This window comes from Thermoclostridium stercorarium subsp. stercorarium DSM 8532, assembly GCF_000331995.1.
Taxonomy (GTDB): Bacteria; Bacillota; Clostridia; order DSM-8532; family DSM-8532; genus Thermoclostridium; species Thermoclostridium stercorarium.
In genome coordinates this window covers 1,782,940-1,802,829 of record NC_020134.1, presented here as the reverse complement: position 1 = coordinate 1,802,829, position 19,890 = coordinate 1,782,940, and the positions used below count along the sequence as shown (strand labels likewise).

The window sequence follows — 19,890 nt, the reverse complement described above, 5'->3', positions numbered from 1 at the left end:
TAAATAATGAAGAAAAACAAAACACCGTTTATAATTGCGGCAGCGGTATTAATAGCTGTGGGAATTGCGGTTTTAGTTTTCATTAACCAGGGAAACGGCAATGAGAATATCGGCGATAAGAATGTGAGCAGCAACGCTGATGAAAACGGAGATGTTAAAGATACGGGTGAAACTGGGCAAAATAACGGCAATATTGGGGAAAGAAAAGGATATTACTTTGAATACAAAGGTGTGGAAATAGGCATTAATGATGAAGCAGCTCCGATAATTGAGGCGCTTGGCGAACCGATGAACTATTTCGAAGCGCCGAGCTGCGCTTTTGAGGGAATGGATAAAATTTATTCCTACAGCGGGTTTGAGTTTACCACTTATACGAAAGATGGCAAGGACTACATTGCATCCCTTGTTTTTCTTGACGACACCGTAACCACCAGGGAAGGTATTACGCTGAACGCCACTTTGGATGATGTGATAGCGACATACGGAAGTGATTACGAACAATCTTTCAGCAAATATTCCTACAGCGATGGCAATTGTGTTCTTTCCTTTATTATTGAAAACGGAGAAGTGGTGTCGGTGGAGTATTCAATGATTTCGGAGGAAAATACGGAAGGATAGTGTTTAATTATTACTATCCTCCTTATTTTCCTCTTTATTGCTTTCCTCAAGTTTTGCTCTTATGTCGTTGATCTTTTTTATGTTCTCAAGATAATCTTGTTTCATAATAAACTTGTTTTTGTAAAATTCTTCAATTTCATATTCAAAGGCATTGAGTTGTTTTGTGACGGTATCAAATTTTTCGGAATATTCACTGTTAATCTGCTCAATCTGTTTTTCATAATCGGCTTTTATTGCTTCGATTTCCTTCTGATGTTCGGCTTTTAGTTCCCTTATTGTGTCTTCAAGCTCAAAAACCCTTGTCAGTTGTTCATTGAGCTCGAAAACTTTTTTGATAAAATACAGATTCGAGATGGTCAGGCTCAAAAATAAAAGTCCCACTATCGTCAGTATCGCAATATGGCTTTTCTTCATGATGCTAATCTCCTTTTGCGGTATATTTACATTTTTTTTATCGGTAAACCATTCGAATTTCTAAATTCCAGGATCGCAATTATTGTATTTTGGGTATATATTACAATATAAATAAGACTTTTAGTACTGTAAGACCGTAATATATATCGGCATTATTTAATGTCGTGTTATATATGCACTTATAATGAAATATTGCAAGAAGGAGAATGAAAAATGAGAAAAGGAACAGTTGCAATTATAGTCATCATAGCATTGTTAGTCGTTATTGTTTTGCCTGTCATTAAAACTTATAACAGCCTTGTGGAACTAAGTGAGGAAGTTGAGACTGCGCTAAGTCAGATTGACAATCAGCTTCAAAGGAGGAATGATCTTATTCCTAATCTTGTCGAAACAGTTAAAGGATATGCTGCTCATGAGGAGGAAATCTTTACAAGCATAGCCGATGCCCGGTCCAGGCTTATAGGCGCAGGTTCAATGGAGGAAGAGCGGAAGCCAGTGAACAGCTGTCCGGCGCTCTGAACAGACTTATTGCTTTAGCTGAGAGTTATCCGGAACTTAAAGCCAATGAGAATTTTAAACAGCTTTCTGATGAACTGGCCGGAACGGAAAACAGAATAGCATTGGCCAGAATGGATTACAATAATGCGGCGCGAAACTACAATACGGCAATAAGAAGGTTTCCGATGGTTTTGGTCGCAAAAATTTTCGGCTTTGAAAGATATGAATACTTTGAAGCAAGTGAAAATGTAAAACAGGCTCCGGAAGTGAAATTCTGAAAACTGAATTTTACCGAAGTGGCTGCGCATAGCATTTTGGCCGAAAAATATGTAAAAGGAAGGTTCAGATGAAAAGAAATATACAGAAAAGTCTGTTTATAATTTTAACACTCGTTATTTTATTTACAACTATAACGGCGCCACATGCGGTGGCCACTTCTGTATCTCTGCCTGAACCGACCGATGATTTTTTTGTAAACGATTTTGCTGGTGTCATAAATTCCGATTATGAACGTCTGATACAGAATGAAGCGGTTTCGCTGTATGAAAACCGGCGCTCAGGTTGTGGTTGTAACAATAAACAGCCTTAACGGCGAAGCTATTGAGGAATATTCCAATGCCCTGTTCAGAAAATGGGGGATAGGCTCAAAAAAAGAGAATAACGGTGTTCTGATTCTTGTATCAGTAGGCGACAGAATGTCCAGAATTGAGGTTGGGTATGGGCTTGAAGGCGCCCTGCCCGATGGTTTGACGGGCAGGATACAGGACAATTACATGATTCCCCATTTCAGGGACGGAGACTATGGACAGGGAATCGCAAATGGTTTTATGGCGGTTATACAGCAGATATACAAAGAATATGATATTAAATATAAGCCGCCGGAGTATGGGTATACAGTGGATGATTACGGCGAAGAAAGTGAAAATACATCCGATGCGATTCTGATATTGTTGTTTTTAGCGCTTATAGTAATTGATCTGATTTTCTTTAGAGGAAGAATTACAAAATTTTTATTATTTACGGCTTCTGCGGAACGCTCTTTTAATTTTTTCTTCCTTAGCCGGAAAGGAGGTAAAATAAATTTGCATCTCGGGGTTATTTTATTACGTCTTTTAACGGCAGCATTACTTGGCGGTATTGTTGGGCTTGAAAGGGAGAACAAAAAACGTGCGGCGGGACTCAGGACACATGTCCTTGTTTGCTTGGGGTCGTCTCTGGTAATGGTATTGTCCGAATATTTGTTCAATAAATATCGCGGTTTAACAAATGTGGATCCTGCAAGACTGGGCGCTCAGGTGATAAGCGGAATAGGTTTTCTTGGTGCGGGGACTATAATAAAACAGGGAATTAGTGTCAGGGGACTGACCACCGCTGCAAGTTTGTGGGCGGTAGCATGCATAGGGCTTGCAGCCGGTTCTGGATTTTATACGGCAGCGGTTATTGCCGCGGCTATAGTGTTTATAACGCTGAAATTACTCAGCAAATTTGAAAATGTTCTTATGAGTAAAGAGGATGCCAGCATTGAGATTTGTCTGAAAATTGAAAACAGGCCGGGAAAACTCGGTGAAGTGGCATCCTTCATGGGCCGAATGGGCGCCAACATAAATAATGTGGATATTGACGAAGATGAGGAAGATTTTATGTTTGTCCGCTTCTCTCTAAAGCTCCCGAAAGGTTTGTCAAAAAGTGATCTTATTGTACAGCTGAAAACGTTGAAAGGTGTCGCAATTATGGAATAAGACGATATCCCGTTTACTGAAAACAAAAGACAGGGGGTCATGGAATGAAAGTTTTAATAGTCGGCGGTGTGGCAGGCGGTGCGTCGGCAGCCGCACGACTCAGAAGGCTTGATGAACACGCCGAGATTATAATGTTTGAAAAGGGCGAACATATTTCCTACGCGACATGCGGACTGCCATATTACATAGGTGATGTAATAAAAGACAGGGACAATCTTTTTGTTCAAACTCCTGAAGCTATGAAGGCCAGATTTAATATCGATGTAAGGACCGAAAGCGAAGTTATAAGCGTAAATCCGCAGGAAAAAAATATTACCGTAAAAAGCAAAGCCAGGGGGATTTATAGTGAAAGTTACGACTATCTCATTCTGGCACCCGGAGCAAAGCCTTTCAGGCCTAATATTCCCGGAATTAACAATGATAAAATTTACACGGTAAGAAATCTTCATGACGCCGATGCCGTTAAATCTTTAGCATGCAGTGAAGCTGTAAGAAGCGTGGTGATAATCGGCGGCGGGTTTATTGGTATAGAAATGGCCGAAAATCTTCGGAAACGGGGAATAGAAGTATCAGTCGTCGAGATGTTCCCGCATATCCTTTCCCAGTTCGATGAAGATATTGCCGTTCTGATTGAAAGGGAACTGGAGAAAAATGGCGTAAATCTTGTTTTAAACACCATGGTTAATTCAGTTGAAGAAAATGGAGAAAAAATCGAAATAACTTTGTCAAACGGGGAAAAACTTACTGCAGACTTTGTAATTCTTGCCACGGGTATAGTTCCCGATACCGATTTCCTCAGAGGCAGTGGAATCGAGCTTGGCCCAAGAGGGCATATAATTGTAAACGAGAGGATGCAGACAAATATCAAAGAAATATATGCAGTGGGTGATGCCGTGGAGGTGGCCGATTTTGTTAACGGCAGAAAGACGGCAAAACCATTGGCGGGTCCGGCAAATAAACAGGGCAGGATAGCGGCGGATAACATCGCGGGGATAAACTCGGTGTACAGGGGAACTCAGGGAACTTCCATAACCAAGGTTTTCAACCTTACCGCAGCGTGTACGGGCAATAACGAAAAGGATTTGAAGCTGGCAGATATACCTTATGAGGTAATATATGTCCATCCAATGTCTCATGCTTCTTATTATCCCGGAGCTTCCCAAATGACTTTGAAGCTTTTGTTCAATGATGACGGAAAAGTTTTAGGGGCGCAGGCAGTAGGTTATGAAGGAGTGGATAAGCGGATCGACGTTATTGCGGCTGTTATTCGCCTGAACGGTACGGTAAATGATCTTGCGGAACTGGAGCTTTCATATGCCCCTCCGTATTCATCGGCAAAAGATCCTGTCAACATTGCCGGATATGTTGCTCAAAACCGGCTGACGGGCTTGTCCCATTTAATTACGTGGAGCGAGCTCGAGCAGCTTAACAAGAATGATTATATACTTGTTGATGTGAGAACCGAGGCAGAATATAGCAAAGGTCATATTGAAGGGGCGGTTAACATACCCGTTGATGAACTGAGGGAAAGGCTTGATGAACTTGATAAAAGCAAAACAATTGTGGTATACTGCCGTGTGGGATATCGCGGTTACATAGCCGACAGAATCTTAAGCCAGAACGGATTTAAAGTTTTAAACATAACCGGAGGGTACAGTTCTGAACCGTCAGGGTAAATAAAAAAGATAAATCTAACCATTTTGGAATGTAAAAATAATAATTTTTTATATTTTTATATTAAAAATATTGAATCTATCCAGCATGGAGAGCAAATACATATGGGTATTTGTATAACAAATATTGATATTAAATGTAATATTGTGTATAATTTAGCCGAATATATAATAAAAAATTATTATGGGAGGATAAGGAGGTGAAGAAATGCGATTAAAATTAAGTTTTGAATTAAGAAAAAATATAATTCCATGTGATTACAGGCCTTTTATATTGTCCTTCCTTAAATACTCCATATCTCAGTATGATCAAGTCCTGTACAGAAATCTTTATGAAAACGGCGTGATACCTAAAAAATATACATTTTCTGTTTGGCTGGACAAGCCCATTTTTAATTCAGATGCTATACAATTAGAATCCAACCGAATGGAGGTCCAGTTTTCGACCGGTGATACCATTCTTGGCATACACATGTATAATTCATTTCTGAAGATGAGACTGAAAGAGTTTAACATTCCGTTCAATAATACGATTTTGCTTAAAGAGATCGATCTTGTACCTGAAAAAATAATTACAGAGAGAAAAATACTCATTCAGTTTATTTCGCCGTTAGTCGTCCGTTCTCACAATAATGGAAATAAAGATTTTTATTACAGTGTTGTTCATCCTGAATTTAATAATGAACTGATGAAAGTATTGCGTTATCAACTTGAAATTTTGAAAGACATACCGTCATATCTGTTGGAAGATTTTCGTATGACTCCTGTTAAACCTCAAAAAACAGTAGTGCAGTTTTACGGACAGTATATTGAAGTTACGCTTGGGACATTTATGCTGGAAGGAGATCCAGTTTTACTGGATTATTTTTATAAACAGGGAATAGGTTCAAAACGTAGTTGTGGCTTCGGAATGATAGCACTGTGAAAAGGAGGTGAATTGCTGTTGAGTTCCGGATACATAACTATTACCTTGAAAGATTTCTTGTTTAACGCCGGTGTGGTCGGATTTATAAAGGTTTTACGGCAGGAAGGCTTTAATCTTGAAGATCAGGATATAGGTAATACAATTCATGTTCCGGTATCATTACTTGAAAATTTTCATGAAAACTACATAAAAGCATTGCTGAATACTTTTCAGAACGAAACATTATATCAAAGCCTTATTAACCAATTTGAGCATTTTGCCGGTATAAAGCCGGAAGATATACCCAAAGAAGAATATAAAAGTTTTATTGAAAAATTATGTAATAAGCTAACAAGTGCAAGTTATAAATCAGGATATCAAATAATTGCAGAAAAAGGCGATGATTTTGATGTTCTTTCCCGTGTAAAAATGCTGAAAACCGAAAAAGACATTCAAAAGTCAGTAAGCATCTGCTATGAATTAATTCAGTACATGAAAAAGCATCGAGAAACCCTTTGCATGAAAGATATTATCTACACCAAAATAATTATGTTCTGGAGAAACGTTGCATTTTTTGAAAGATCAAATATTAGGAAGGATATTAAAGAATGTTACTATAATTATTTTGTTAAGCCTGCGTTGGAATATTTAAACAGAAAAAATAAAGGAGCGTTGCAATGCATTCAATGCGGCAATCCGATCAATGCCAGTTTGGGAATGGGAATGTCATGGCTGAATGATGTAGGTATTGACATGGAACGTAAGAGGTCTCATTTTTGGAATTTCAATCCTGATACTTATATCTGTCCTGTCTGTGCATTGGTATATTCATGCGTACCACTGGGTTTTACAGTAGTCGGCGGAGAAGCAATTTTTATAAACAACAATGAAAGCATTCACACGCTGGTGGCGGAAAAGGATATTTTTGAACGGGGCGGTGAAAAATACACTACTTTAAATCAGCTTTATTATAAGGTACTATATTCTTTTATAGATGATGCAGCCCAGGAACAAACAAGAGAAATTCAAAACATTCAAATCATCAGAAGAGTTTCTGTTGATACCGATACAGGAAAATATGTCTTCAATACCCTTTCGAAACCGTTGTTAGAAATACTTAAGGCCTGCAAAAGTAATTTTAAAAACCTGATAAATTGGACGTTTAAGAAAGACAAAGACACTTATGTTAATGTGTACCAGGAAGTTGCAAATAATTTCTTTTCAGGCAGAAATCAGTATGCATTGGTACATGCCATTCTGCAAAAAGTTTTTACTGAAAACCTTAGAGCTCCGTATGTAAGGGATATTCTGCAAATTCAAAGACGTAGGATGAGAAAATTCTATTCGGAGGAGGGAGGAAGTGAGGCTATGTATATCAGCCGGAAAGAATTTGATGCAGCATACAATGAAGGCTTAAGAATTCGCCGGGAGTATGCGAATACAGTCACAAACGTGAAAGGTGACAATGACAAAAACATGAAAATTAATGAAAGTCTGCGTTCTTTTGTTTATCCGTTGTTACTTGCACTGAAAACAAAAGACAAGGCAAAGTTCAATGATACTATGTTCCGTTTTTATGTAGGCAGAAATGAATCAATTCCTAAAATACTGATTGAAATGCAGCAAAGTGATGAAAAATTCCAGATGCTGGGTTATACATTTATAGCCGGGCTTCAAGGCGAAAGCTTGAATTCAGAAAATGCTGAAAATATTGTAAATGAGGAGGGTGAATAATTATGAAGAAAAATGGATTGACCATGTCCCTTATTATTGAATGTGGAAGTGCAAATTACGGTGAAGGTTTCGGAAATATTTCTCCGTTGAAAAAACTTACCAGAGGCAGCGGAGAGGTTTATACTTACATTTCAAGACAAGCATTAAGATATAACATAATTCAGCAGATGGGCTGCGACAATACCCCTGTTGAAGTTGTAAGCTCCAAAAAAGTACTGCAGTTCCATTCAGATGCGGATATTGTTACATATCCGGAGATTGATTTATTTGGGTACATGAAAACTGATTCAGGCGAAAAAGCAACCACAAGAAGCGCAGTTGTCCGTTTAAGCAATGCAATATCTCTCGAACCATATGCCGGTGACACTGATTATTTAACAAATATGGGACTTGCAGCCAGAAAAAAAGATGCGGATAATTCAATTGCTCAGAGCGAAATACATCAGTCTTTCTATGCATATACCGTAGCTATAGATTTGGACAGAGTTGGTATTGATGAAGTTAAAGGAAAAATTATTGCTATTGAGAATAGCGAGAAAGTTAAACGTGTGCAGAACCTCCTTGATACCATTATGTTTCTATACAGAGATATAAAAGGGCGAAGGGAGAACTTGTCACCGGTATTTGTTATCGGGGGAGTATATGAGAGAAAGAATCCATTCTTTGAAAACAGGCTGCAGTTGTTTAAGGGCAGTTTAAAAATTGAAATAATCAAGCAAGTTCTGGATTCCGACGATTCTATAAAGGAAAATACCGAAATAGGCTATCTTGCAGGAACTTTCCGAAATGACAAAGATGTTATTGAACAGTTAAAACCTGTTACAATCAGAGAGTTTTTTGAAAATTTGAAACGCAAAGTTGAGGAGGTTTACCGATGAAAGCTGTCCGGATAGAGGCGTATCAAAACATGCCTTGCTATCGGAAAGCATCAAGTTTCAGGTTGCGTGAAACATATCCATTGCCACCTTACAGCACGGTAATTGGAATGGTTCATAAAGCGTGCGGTTTTACCGGGTATCACAGTATGAGAATAAGTGTGCAAGGCGAATATTGCTCAACTGTAAACGATATATATACCCATTATGAGTTCAATCCGGTTCCTAAGGGGAAAACGGAATCAAAAGACTATGTAGAACGCTACAATATTGGTTATTATTCAAAAGACAATACGCATCACCGTTTAAACAGGGGGACCGGGTATCATGAACTTCTGACTGACGTACGTCTGCTAATCCATGTATGCCCCGATGATGAATCGATGGTGGATGCTATATATCAGGGAATGTTAAACCCATCATATTATCCGTCGCTTGGACGCTGGGAGGATCTATTAAGAATTGATTTGGTGGAAAAGTGCGAAATATATGAAAATATTATTAACAATGCCACATTTACGTTGAATAGAAATGCATATATTCCTGTTGAATTTTACAAGGGGAATGAGTTCAATTACAAGATTACCGGTACCCGTTACAAAATTAATAAAAGGTATACCATCAATCCTAAAACGGAACTCAGACAGTGGGTTGAGCAGATAGATGTTATTTATGCATCACCTCAGTCAAAAATTGTCAAAGGTGCGATATATTCAAAAGATTCCAAAGGTGATGCAGTATTCCTGGCATAGAAAATGCCATAGAAAAAGGAAAGGTGGTAGTATATGGGCAATCTGTTTTTGGCTAAATCGGATTTTAATCATGTAACTATATATCAGCACACCGTTGAGATGTTGAAACTTTTTGAAGAGTTAAAAAGCGCGTTTCCTGATATACTGACCCAAAAAGAATGGGAAGTGTTAAGGCTCGCAATAATTCACCACGATATCGGAAAGATAAACGCTACATTTCAGAATAAAATTTATGTGAGATTAAAGGAGAATATCTCATTGCCGGACACATTCGATGGTGTGTTTGAGATACCACATGGCTATCTTAGCACATGCATGATTGATTATGAAAGAATTCAAAAGGAGTATGGCTTTTTACCGGAGGAAATCTTGCTTCTTGCCATGTCCATATACTATCACCACTACAGAAAAGTTAATTATGATGACAATCAATTGAAAAAAACACTGGAGGAGAATGTCAGGCCATATATTTCAGAATTCAAAAGAGAATTCAGAATTGGGTTAATTTCCGATGAGCCCGATTTTGAGCACGCAAATACAAAAGTTAATTTGGAATATTTAGTTAAAAATAAAAATTTATATAATACATACGTAAAAATAAAGGGGTTACTCAATCGTATTGATTACTCAGCAAGTGCAGGCATTACTGAAATTGAGAAAAGTCCGTTTGACAGTTATAATGAATCGGTAGATCAGAAGGTACTGAAAAAGTATACGGCTAACGGTAATTCTTTAGCAGATGTACAGTGGTATTTATATAAAAACAGGGATAAAAACATCATTTTAATAGCTTCAACCGGAATAGGCAAAACTGAAGGAGCGCTGTTGTGGATTGGTCCGCAAAAAGGATTCTATACGTTACCGTTAAGAGTTACAATTAATGCGATTTATAAAAGAATAAAGGGCAGTTCTGAAAAAAACTCATTAAATTATTCTCCTGTTGCTATACTCCATTCGGATTCTTTCAATGAATATCTGAAAGAAAATGATTCATATGAATCATCAATTTATATGGAAAGCGAAGCCAGACTGTTTACCGCTCCATTGACTATTACTACAGTTGACCAGCTATTTCGCTTTGTTTTCCGCTATCACGGTTATGAAATGATACCGGCCACATTAATGTATTCAAAAGTAGTTATAGATGAAATTCAGATGTATTCTCCGACAATAATAGCCTGTATTCTATATGGATTACGGGAAATAAGCAGGTTGGGCGGTAAATTTTTGATCATGACTGCCACCATGCCGAAAATTTTTATAAAAATTCTTGAAGAAAAACTGAATATGAAGGTGTCGGAAGCATTCGAGCTACCTCAGCCCTTTTTAAGGGAAAGTAACAGAAGTGATAAGAGCAAACACTTCGTAAAATTACATGAACATGAATTGGATATTGAACAAATTGAAAAGGACAGTTTGAATCATAAGATTTTGGTAATTGTAAATACTGTGACGAAAGCGCAGGAGATATATCAAAGGCTTAATGTTGAAAATAAATGGTTATTACACAGTTTATTTACAAGAGAACACCGAAGCGTTCTGGAAAATAAAATTCTTAATTTTTCAAAGGATGAGAATGCAAAAGGAGTTTGGGTAACCACTCAGATAGTTGAAGCAAGTCTTGATATTGATTTTGACATTTTGCATACTGAAATGTGTACTGTTGACAGTCTTTTCCAGAGAATGGGAAGAATTTTAAGAGGAAGGGATCGTTTTTTGTCGGAACATACTCCTAATATTCATATATATACCGAAAATGTATCGGGATTAGGGCATGTGATCAACAAAGAAATATATGAATTTTCATTAAAAGCTTTAAGAAAATTTTTGGGGCCTTCCGGTCAGCAAATTTTAACAGAAGAAGACAAACAGAATATAATTCAGAATGTTTATGATCCTGATTTAAATCCCCAAATATTGGAGTCGAAGTATTATAGAGAAATATTAGATTATATCGGGTATTTACAAAGTATTCAGAATAGACCGTATCAATTGGAGAAATATGAAACGAAGTTCCGTGATATTATAAGCGACTTAATTATTCCCAAATCTATATATATTGAGCTTGACAATACTGGAATTTTACAGCAGATGGAAGAGCAATTTCAAAGGGCGGATTCAATCAAAAAAAGACAAATCCTGGACGAGATACTGAAGCATACTATTCAGGTTTCCCATTTTTATGATAGAGAATTATTATCCAATATAAATAACGTTTTACTAAAAGAAGCTGGTAAACGAGCGTTCGCGGATGCAGGGATTAAAATTTGTGATTGCCCTTATGACTTTAATGAGAAAGAGGAAAAAGGGTTAGGCCTTTTAAGGAAAATAAGTCGTGAGGAAAAGAATAAGATGCAAACAATGAATTCAATATTGTGAAATAATGAGGGAGAAAATGGTAAAAGTTACAGGTGTTATGATGGAATATTATTTTGTTTGCAAGAAAAAATTGTGGTATTTTGCTAACCAAATTCAAATGGAAAATGAAAACGAAAATGTTTTGATAGGTAGAATGATAGATGAAAACTCTTATATACAGGAAAAGAGAAATATTTTAATCGACGGAACTATAAACATTGATTTTATTAAAAAATATAAACAAATTCATGAAGTTAAAAAATCAAAGAGCATAGAAGAGGCGGCAATCTGGCAGGTGAAATATTATTTATACTATTTAAAAAGACTTGGAATAGAAGAAGTCACAGGTATTATCGATTACCCACTTTTACGTAAAAATTTAGTTGTAAAGCTGGAAGAAAATGATGAAGAAAAAATAGAAAAAATAATTCGCGATATTGTCGAAATCGTTACTAATCCTTCACCTCCTTCTGTAAACAGAATGAAGATATGTAAAAATTGCGCTTATTATGAATTGTGCTTTGTGTAACTATAATTAGTTTTGTAATTGGGGGAGGAATTACTATTGAAACAATCCTATTACATATTCAATAATGGAGAACTTAAACGAAAAGATAACACGTTGGAATTTTATCTTGAAGACGGTGGAAGAAAAACCATTCCCATTGAACAGGTTAGAGATCTTTATTTCTTTGGTCAGATAAATGTTAACTCAGCGTTGATGAATTTTTTGGCGTCATGTCATATTGCCGTTCATTGGTTTAATTATTACGGCTATTATTCAGGAACATTTTACCCACGGGAATATCTTGTATCAGGAAAGTTATTAGTTAAACAAGTTGAACATTATATAAATCCTGAAAAACGGATTGTATTGGCCAAAGCATTTGTTGACGGCGCTTCAGCTAATATTTACCGTAATTTAAGGTACTATAAAAACAGAGGTAAAGATTTGTCGAATATAATTGATGAGATAGATTATTACAGAAATCAAATAAATGTAAGTGATAATGTTGAATCTCTTATGGGAATAGAGGGAAATATAAGAAAAGTGTACTATACTTCTTGGAATGAAATCATTAATCAGGATGTTGAGTTTGAAAAGCGTGTAAAGAGGCCACCTGATAATATGATTAACACTCTTATTTCTTTTCTAAATTCCATGTTATATACTAAAACACTTAGTGAAATTTACAATACCCAGCTAAATCCTACTATAAGCTACTTACATGAACCAGGTACCGGAAGATTTTCTTTAAGTCTCGATATATCAGAGATATTTAAACCACTTATCGTAGATAGACTAATTTTCTCACTTCTTAATAAGAATCAAATAAATGAGGATAGTTTTTATAAGGAAACTGAATTACTTCAACTTAAAGAATCAGCTATAAAGACAATTGTTGCAGAACTTGATATCCGGTTAAAACAGACAATAGAGCACAGGGAACTGAAACGTTCGGTATCGTACCTACGACTTATTCGTCTTGAAGTATATAAACTCATTAAACATTTGTTGGAAGAAAAAGTATACGAACCGTTTAAAATTTGGTGGTGATAAAAATGTATATTATACTTGTATATGACATTGTTCTTGATGAAACAGGTCCGTCTGTTTTAAGAAAAGTTTTCAAAGAATGTAAAAAATACCTTGTACATGTTCAAAATTCAGTATTTGAGGGTGAATTATCGGAATCTCAGCTTTTTAAATTGGAAATGTCTTTAAAAAAACTTTTGAGAAAAGACAAAGATTCATTAATTGTATTCAAAACCAGGAACGAGAAATGGCTGGATAAAGAGTTTTGGGGAAAAGAAGATAATGCAACTTCAAATTTCTTATGACTTTTGTTTTTTCTCGTGAGAAAATGAGAAGTCTTAATGGCATCTACAGCAAAACTCGTGAGGATACCACCGTAGTTCTGAGTTTGACGAAGAAATAATTTCAGACTTGATCTGTCGATCATGAGTAGCATAAAATATATAGGGGATCGACAGACGTATCGGACTTTGAAAAATGAATAATTTTAAAAAATTTATATAGCTGTATGTAATACATATTTTTTTAACCTTATATCATAGACAGAAACTGTACTTAAAAGATATGAAATTCAAGTATTATAATTAATCGCCTTTGAATCTAACCATATTGGAATGTAAATTCAGAAAATTATTGGGAAACGCATTCACGCGAAAATCTTTGAATCTAACCATATTGGAATGTAAATATTGCGAAAGTGACAGGACAAAAGTATTTTGACCACTTTGAATCTAACCATATTGGAATGTAAATCTTTCTCTAAAAGAGTTTTTGGAAAACGTAATACAACCTTTGAATCTAACCATATTGGAATGTAAATCAGAAGTAGACCATATAATACCGATAAGGGTTAGACTTTGAATCTAACCATATTGGAATGTAAATTCTTCCAGACCTTCTGTGCCTCTTCATCCAGCCATGACTTTGAATCTAACCATATTGGAATGTAAATGTAAATGTTTCCAGTCGGGAATGTTCCACCGGGTGCCTTTGAATCTAACCATATTGGAATGTAAATTCAGAAAACACGGCGCATACATGACACCGGAAACACTTTGAATCTAACCATATTGGAATGTAAATTTTTACATAGTCCACCGGTTCCTCAAAAGGTGATAACCTTTGAATCTAACCATATTGGAATGTAAATGGCCCTCGTTTGTCGTATGTATAGCGCTCAGCACTGCTTTGAATCTAACCATATTGGAATGTAAATCTATCATGAAACATTACATCTATGTTTGGAGCTATTCTTTGAATCTAACCATATTGGAATGTAAATATGCCGAATATGAGGCACTCGTGGCGAAACTCGGCCTTTGAATCTAACCATATTGGAATGTAAATATGCTTCCTGTTTGGTCATGTCATGCCTTCCTCCTTCCTTTGAATCTAACCATATTGGAATGTAAATATAAAACCGGCAAGGTTGTAATGCATATCAGCTCACCTTTGAATCTAACCATATTGGAATGTAAATTTTCAAAAATTTGACCTCGGATGTGTGTTTGGGTGCTTTGAATCTAACCATATTGGAATGTAAATTAAACTCCTTACGCGGTACGGCTAAGGCTTTCCATCTTTGAATCTAACCATATTGGAATGTAAATAAAAGTTGCAAAGAAAAAACAAGAAAAAGTTGAAGCCTTTGAATCTAACCATATTGGAATGTAAATTCAGCTTTAGCTATCACAAGCTGCAGTGCAGGGTTGCCTTTGAATCTAACCATATTGGAATGTAAATGTAGATTATGTAAGATGGGTAAAGGCAGAAAAAGTACTTTGAATCTAACCATATTGGAATGTAAATTTTTGCAGATAGTAAACCGGGCGAACAAGCGCAGGCTTTGAATCTAACCATATTGGAATGTAAATACAATGTGAGTATTCCAGTCAGCATCGTTCATAATGCTTTGAATCTAACCATATTGGAATGTAAATTCACTCAGCCAGTCGATGTCTTGAGCCTCCTGCTCCCTTTGAATCTAACCATATTGGAATGTAAATATGATAGAAACATATTTCGTCATGATACGAACGCTTGCTTTGAATCTAACCATATTGGAATGTAAATTTTTTTTGATGAAATGGTTACGAATGCAACCAAATCCTTTGAATCTAACCATATTGGAATGTAAATTACAATGCAACTCATTTTATGTTAGAAAGAGCTGCCTTTGAATCTAACCATATTGGAATGTAAATTCGATTCTTTTCGATGGCGAGGAAACGGCAAGTGGCTTTGAATCTAACCATATTGGAATGTAAATCTTGTTTTTATGCGGGTAAATTGAAAACCGCTGTCATCCCTTTGAATCTAACCATATTGGAATGTAAATGATATAAAGTGCTGACGCCGATATGAACCCGACAAGCTTTGAATCTAACCATATTGGAATGTAAATTGTTTTGGTACTTTTCGATGCAAGCCTCAAGCACACTTTGAATCTAACCATATTGGAATGTAAATCGCCAAATGGCTGATGAACAAAGCCACCTTCTACCTTTGAATCTAACCATATTGGAATGTAAATCCTGGCGCTCGGCCTCCGCCTGCGCCTCGAAGTAGCCTTTGAATCTAACCATATTGGAATGTAAATTGAAGGGGTGTAGGGTACGTAACAAAGCACCAGTCCTTTGAATCTAACCATATTGGAATGTAAATACAGCTGCAACGCCCCATGCAAAGGCGTTTGATTCACTTTGAATCTAACCATATTGGAATGTAAATTCAGGAATAGGATTCAGAACCCGTTCCTCAAAAACAGCCTTTGAATCTAACCATATTGGAATGTAAATTTCGCTGGCCTCGTCGTATTCATTGTAGGTTCTTACCCTTTGAATCTAACCATATTGGAATGTAAATTGTACTCCAGCAAAAATAAAAAGCAGGGCATAAAAGACTTTGAATCTAACCATATTGGAATGTAAATTAACCGTCTATGTTAAGGCCCATTTCGGCTGGAACCTTTGAATCTAACCATATTGGAATGTAAATGTTTTAATTATGATTATGTGTTTTCTTTACTTATACTTTGAATCTAACCATATTGGAATGTAAATCAAGATTTTTGTTCAGGGTAGAAAAAGACCTGATCACTTTGAATCTAACCATATTGGAATGTAAATTATCTTTGACCCATCTTTCCCATATACCCTTATAATCTTTGAATCTAACCATATTGGAATGTAAATATGGTAAATCCATAGGGATATTACCTGCATCAGTCCTTTGAATCTAACCATATTGGAATGTAAATTACCGAGGTAATTGACGCTGTGTTTGGGAAGATACCCTTTGAATCTAACCATATTGGAATGTAAATATTCTTGTGGCTAATTTAGGGGATAGAATAGCAATACTTTGAATCTAACCATATTGGAATGTAAATTTAGGGTACGTAACGAAACACCATTTTGCGTTCTTCCTTTGAATCTAACCATATTGGAATGTAAATCCTGTACCGCCTTTATCTGAGATGCACCCTACAACTTTGAATCTAACCATATTGGAATGTAAATATATAATAGAGGGTGTCAGCAAGGCTGGAAAAGCCTTTGAATCTAACCATATTGGAATGTAAATGAGCTCAACTGGTCAGAATGAATCAAAGGGGCCTGCGTTCTTTGAATCTAACCATATTGGAATGTAAATACTCATTGTCTTCCCGGATCACGGTATAAAGGCATACTTTGAATCTAACCATATTGGAATGTAAATTCCTTCTTTTTTTCTTTTCTTCAACCTCAATTCCTCTTTGAATCTAACCATATTGGAATGTAAATCTGGACAGCACGAGGATGGAGATATGGGTTGACGACTTTGAATCTAACCATATTGGAATGTAAATGTAGGTGATAGATTTTATAACATCCAAACAGGTTGGCTTTGAATCTAACCATATTGGAATGTAAATTGATTTAAAGTATGAGCATGGAGATGAATACTATACTTTGAATCTAACCATATTGGAATGTAAATTTAGTATCTTTGTAAAAATCGGCCAGAACCGTTCCACCTTTGAATCTAACCATATTGGAATGTAAATTACATCTCCCAGGAGTTTAATTTCAGACTTAAAAAACTTTGAATCTAACCATATTGGAATGTAAATTTAAGTCAGCTCATATTGCAGATGCGGCAATTCAGCTTTGAATCTAACCATATTGGAATGTAAATGGTATAGCATACATTCACTACATAATATTAATTATGTAAGGAATAATAGAGTAACTTTGAATCTAACCATATTGGAATGTAAATTTTTTAGTATTTTGAAAGGGGTAGGGGGGGGAAACTCTTTGAATCTAACCATATTGGAATGTAAATCGGAAGAAGTGAAAAAACAGCTTCATGGGAATAGGCTTTGAATCTAACCATATTGGAATGTAAATAATTGCATTTTAGGGAAGAGTATCGCGCGGTATTTCCTTTGAATCTAACCATATTGGAATGTAAATCCTGTACCGCCTTTATCTGAAAAGCTCCCTACGAGCTTTGAATCTAACCATATTGGAATGTAAATATTATCATTCTTTATTTTTTCCTCTTCATCGCCGGCTTTGAATCTAACCATATTGGAATGTAAATCTTAATGGGCCTTGGGAGTGGGTCTCGGGCCTTACTTTGAATCTAACCATATTGGAATGTAAATAAGCTGAAGAAGCTATTAAGGCAGCCGGGTTACATCTTTGAATCTAACCATATTGGAGTGTAAATTCTTTGGTGGGATTAAGCTTAAAAATTCTAATTAACTTTGAATCTTCCCATGAGTGGTAGTAAAACATTTCGTTTTTAAGCCTCCCAAAGAACCCTTCACAAGCGGAATTATCTGCAGTACACCCTTTTTTGGACATTGACCTGATAAATCCTGCATCTTCCATCCTGGAAATCCAACCAGGCCATCTGTAGTGGCTACCCTCAGAGTGTACGATTGGATGCTCTGTATCTGAAAGACTGCTTATGGCTCCATCCAACATCGTATTGACTATCTCTGCATCCGGGCTGGTTCCTATTGCCCAGCAACGGCAGCTGCAGTCTCGTTTGTACAACTCTACTGCTTTCATTCTGTCCTCATATGAATACACATGGGGGCTCCTGCTCTATTTTAAGTCCAGGTTTTTGTCCGCACCCCCTTTGGGTAAAAATATTCCAGCGTTGACATTTGTTACACATTTTTCTACGTATTTAAGACTATAACGTAAATTCTCTGCAGGGTAGGGTAAATTACTGAACGTACATACTTTGAATTTAACCATAATGGAACTGTTTATGCCAATATTGTAAAATCACATATTTCCATACAGGAAACACACAATTCCATTCTACATGTAAAAAATTTATTATAACATACGACTGAGAATGGTTTAAAAACCGTAATAAGGAGGATTTGAGGGTTATGAAAAGAAGGGTTTTTTCTGCCATGCTGTCACTAATTTTTGTATTGACTATGTTGGCAGGCTGCGGAAATACTTCGGTGGATAAGTCGCAGTCAACAGAGCCTGCAAAAACACAGAAAAATATTTCAGGTGAAAAGACAACATCGACTGCTGAACCTGTTACTGTTACATATGCATTATGGGACAGCAACCAGGCATTAGGTTTTGAGAAAATGGCAGATGAGTTTACCGAGAAAAATCCCAATATCAAGATTGAAATCCAGCTGAACGGATGGTCAGATTACTGGACAGCATTGGATGCGGCAGCTTCAGCAGGTACCCTGCCTGATACCTTCTGGATGCATTCCAACAATTTTTACCGGTATGCTTCAAATGAAATGTTAAAGAGTCTGGACGATTTGATTGCTTCCAGTGACAAGATAGACCTGAAGAATTATCCTGAAGGCTTGGTTTCCCTCTATAATTATAACGGTAAGCAATATTGTATACCAAAGGATTTTGATACCATTGGATTATGGTACAACAAAACAATGTTTGACGAAGCAGGTCTGGAATATCCTGATGAGAACTGGACATGGGATGATCTTTATGAAGCAGCCAAGAAACTGACGAAACCCGATAAATCCCAGTATGGTTTTCTTGCTCCGCTGCATAACCAGGAAGGTTTCTACAACTTTATTTATCAGAACGGTGGAACAGTGATCACTCCTGATAAAAAATCCGGATATGATGACCCCAAGACCATTGAAGCGATGGAATTTTATATAAGGTTTGTGAAAGAAGGATTATCCCCTCTAATATTCGGTGACGCAGAACGGGCGGAGGCAATGCAGAACGGACTTTGCGCAATGGGTTTCTTCGGTTCATGGAATCTTTCAGGTTTTGCCGCTAACGAGTATATGGCTAAAAACTTTGATGTAACAGTGCTCCCCGCAGCACCAAATGGAGGAAGAGCCTCTATCTATAACGGTCTCGGATATGCCATAGCACCGAATACCAAGAAATTGGACGCAGCATGGAAATGGGTAGAATATCTTGCTTCTGAAGAAGGCCAGCTCAGACAGGCGGAACTTGGAATCGCAATTTCAGCTTATAAGGGAACAGCAGACGCTTGGGTTGAATCCAACAAAACCTTCAATATCAAATGCTTTATTGATATGCTGGATTATGCGGTAATAAGACCGTACTCCAATACAACGGCTGTTTGGGAAGATAAAGTTTATGAAGAATTAAGAGGTGCTTTCACTGGCGAAAAAACTGTCGAACAAGCCTGCAGGGATGCCGCAGCAGTTATGAACGAAAGCCTTGCGCAAGAAAGATAAGTTTTGAATAAACGGAGTTATATATCATTGGTGCGGCAACTTGAACAAAGTTGCCGTACCAGTTATT

Annotated in this window: 14 protein-coding genes, 2 pseudogenes and 1 CRISPR repeat array; of the genes and pseudogenes, 14 read left to right on the top strand and 2 right to left on the bottom strand. The window is 36.6% G+C overall.

The window, feature by feature from the left end; genetic code table 11:
- The first annotated feature begins 6 nt into the window (after positions 1–6).
- Positions 7–618, top strand: a complete 612-nt coding sequence (locus CST_RS07835) for a hypothetical protein (protein WP_015359332.1) — start codon at positions 7–9, stop codon at positions 616–618.
- Between the two features lie 3 nt (positions 619–621).
- Here the strand turns inward: CST_RS07835 and CST_RS07830 are convergent, their stop codons facing one another.
- Positions 622–1,032, bottom strand: a complete 411-nt coding sequence (locus tag CST_RS07830; RefSeq protein ID WP_015359331.1) for a hypothetical protein — start codon at positions 1,030–1,032, stop codon at positions 622–624.
- Positions 1,033–1,245: 213 nt separating this feature from the next.
- Between CST_RS07830 and CST_RS13400 the strand changes: the two are divergent.
- The 12 genes and pseudogenes from CST_RS13400 (at position 1,246) to cas2 (ending at position 13,407) form a co-directional block, all read left to right on the top strand.
- A pseudogene (locus CST_RS13400) lies at positions 1,246–1,808 on the top strand (LemA family protein).
- Positions 1,809–1,876: 68 nt separating this feature from the next.
- Entirely contained in the window at positions 1,877–2,119 is a 243-nt protein-coding gene (locus CST_RS13530) for a hypothetical protein (protein ID WP_015485035.1), read from the top strand.
- Positions 2,055–3,269, top strand: a complete 1,215-nt coding sequence (locus CST_RS13105; RefSeq protein ID WP_015359328.1) for an MgtC/SapB family protein — start codon at positions 2,055–2,057, stop codon at positions 3,267–3,269. Before CST_RS13530 ends, CST_RS13105 begins: the two co-directional genes overlap by 65 nt.
- A 44-nt stretch (positions 3,270–3,313) precedes the next feature.
- Positions 3,314–4,945, top strand: coding sequence for an FAD-dependent oxidoreductase (locus tag CST_RS07810; protein WP_015359327.1), 1,632 nt, complete (start codon positions 3,314–3,316; stop codon positions 4,943–4,945).
- Positions 4,946–5,150: 205 nt separating this feature from the next.
- On the top strand, positions 5,151–5,867 hold the full coding sequence (cas6, locus tag CST_RS07805) for a CRISPR-associated endoribonuclease Cas6 (RefSeq protein WP_015359325.1): 717 nt from the start codon (positions 5,151–5,153) through the stop codon (positions 5,865–5,867).
- Positions 5,868–5,885: 18 nt separating this feature from the next.
- Entirely contained in the window at positions 5,886–7,580 is a 1,695-nt protein-coding gene (gene cas8a1 / locus CST_RS07800) for a type I-B CRISPR-associated protein Cas8b1/Cst1 (protein ID WP_015359324.1), read from the top strand.
- Between the two features lie 2 nt (positions 7,581–7,582).
- A complete protein-coding gene (gene cas7i / locus CST_RS07795; RefSeq protein WP_015359323.1) occupies positions 7,583–8,458 on the top strand; it encodes a type I-B CRISPR-associated protein Cas7/Cst2/DevR in 876 nt (291 codons plus the stop codon).
- The gene (cas5, locus tag CST_RS07790; RefSeq protein ID WP_015359322.1) at positions 8,455–9,207 is read left to right on the top strand and encodes a CRISPR-associated protein Cas5; all 753 of its coding nucleotides are present in this window, start codon (positions 8,455–8,457) and stop codon (positions 9,205–9,207) included. Before cas7i ends, cas5 begins: the two co-directional genes overlap by 4 nt.
- Before the next feature lie 33 nt (positions 9,208–9,240).
- Positions 9,241–11,586 (top strand): CRISPR-associated helicase/endonuclease Cas3, encoded by a 2,346-nt coding sequence (locus tag CST_RS07785; RefSeq protein ID WP_015359321.1) that lies wholly within the window; start codon positions 9,241–9,243, stop codon positions 11,584–11,586.
- A gap of 16 nt (positions 11,587–11,602) precedes the next feature.
- On the top strand, positions 11,603–12,094 hold the full coding sequence (gene cas4 / locus CST_RS07780) for a CRISPR-associated protein Cas4 (protein WP_015485033.1): 492 nt from the start codon (positions 11,603–11,605) through the stop codon (positions 12,092–12,094).
- 36 nt (positions 12,095–12,130) lie between these two features.
- Entirely contained in the window at positions 12,131–13,123 is a 993-nt protein-coding gene (cas1b, locus tag CST_RS07775) for a type I-B CRISPR-associated endonuclease Cas1b (RefSeq protein WP_015359319.1), read from the top strand.
- A gap of 5 nt (positions 13,124–13,128) precedes the next feature.
- Positions 13,129–13,407: a CRISPR-associated endonuclease Cas2 gene (gene cas2, locus CST_RS07770; RefSeq protein ID WP_015359318.1), complete on the top strand. Its 279-nt coding sequence runs from the start codon at positions 13,129–13,131 to the stop codon at positions 13,405–13,407.
- A 287-nt stretch (positions 13,408–13,694) separates the two neighbouring features.
- A CRISPR array of direct repeats spans positions 13,695–17,821; the repeat unit is 30 nt; unit sequence CTTTGAATCTAACCATATTGGAATGTAAAT.
- A gap of 44 nt (positions 17,822–17,865) precedes the next feature.
- Here cas2 and CST_RS13910 read toward each other — a convergent pair.
- Positions 17,866–18,123 (bottom strand): annotated as a pseudogene (locus CST_RS13910) (IS3 family transposase); the annotation flags it as partial.
- 377 nt (positions 18,124–18,500) lie between these two features.
- Between CST_RS13910 and CST_RS07765 the strand changes: the two are divergent.
- Positions 18,501–19,823, top strand: a complete 1,323-nt coding sequence (locus CST_RS07765; protein ID WP_015359316.1) for an ABC transporter substrate-binding protein — start codon at positions 18,501–18,503, stop codon at positions 19,821–19,823.
- Positions 19,824–19,890: the final 67 nt, after the last annotated feature.